The sequence below is a fragment of the Terrabacter terrae genome, assembly GCF_039529575.1.
Lineage (GTDB): Bacteria > Actinomycetota > Actinomycetes > Actinomycetales > Dermatophilaceae > Terrabacter > Terrabacter terrae.
Genome location: NZ_BAAANB010000042.1, coordinates 1 through 1028, shown reverse-complemented (window position 1 = coordinate 1028; position 1028 = coordinate 1). Strand labels below are relative to the sequence as shown.

Below are 1028 nucleotides of genomic sequence, written 5' to 3'. Positions count from 1 at the left end.
GCTGGTGGCTCAGGAAGTCGGCTGCGGCGTTCTTGATCGGTTGCATGGTGGTCCCCTCCTCCACCGGCACGGTGCTCGTGCCCTCCTGGACGTCCACGATCCCCGAACACCGGCTGACAGGTCAGGGCCGAAGGTCCCTGCCACGCACCTGCCGGGGCTTCGACGGGTCGGGCGGGACGTTCCGGCTTGCGCCACACGGAGACGTGGCTCTCGCTGTCGGTCGTGAAGGGCTCCCCCGGTCCAGCCGGCGACGCGGCGCTCGAGCTCCAGTCCGGCGAGCTGCGCCATGAGGTCGCACTCGCCCGGCCAGACGTACCGGAAGTTGCTCGCGCCGTCGTGACCACGCGAAGCATGAGGGCGCAGGCTGGATTCATGGACACCGAGGCCCTCCCCCTTCCCCCGTCTGCCGACGAGTTGCTGCACGCCCTCGGGCACGCCGTGATCGCGACGGACACGACGGGGACGGTGCTGTCCTGGAACGACGCCGCCGAGCAGCTGTACGGCTGGCCCGCGGCGGAGGCCGTAGGGCGTGACATCACGCAGGTGACGGTGCCGGAGGTCTCCCAGCAGGCGGCGGCGGAGATCATGGCTGCGCTGCGGGAAGGCCGTTCATGGTCCGGTGGATTCCCGGTTCGGCGCCGCAGCGGCGAGGTGCTGCATGCGCTGGTCACCGACACTGGCGTGTACCGCGACGGGGAGCTGATCGGCATCGTCGGCGCCTCCCTCAACCTCGGCGACGCCGTCCGGCACCTGATGGAACGCTCCAGCGATGCCGCGGTCCTGCTCGACGAGCACCATCTCGTCAGTTACGCCAGCCCAGCGGTCGCGAACCTCTTCGGCTGGCCAGTCGACGAGGTCGTGGGCACACCCATCACGGACCGCATCCACCCCGAGGACCACCAAGCCTTCGAGGAGCTGCTGGCCGCCGACCCGCCCCGGGCGGAGCGGGTCGGCGAGCTCCGGGTCCGCACCGACGGCGCCTGGTCCTGGGTGGAAGTGGCGGTGACCAACCTCTACAACCAGCCCGG

The 1028-nt window shown here is 70.7% G+C and carries 1 protein-coding gene; it reads left to right on the top strand.

The window, feature by feature from the left end:
- Positions 1 to 372 precede the first annotated feature (372 nt).
- Positions 373 to 1028, top strand: a 656-nt coding sequence (locus ABD194_RS18755; protein WP_343994313.1) for a PAS domain-containing protein, incomplete at its 3' end; no start/stop codon positions are given.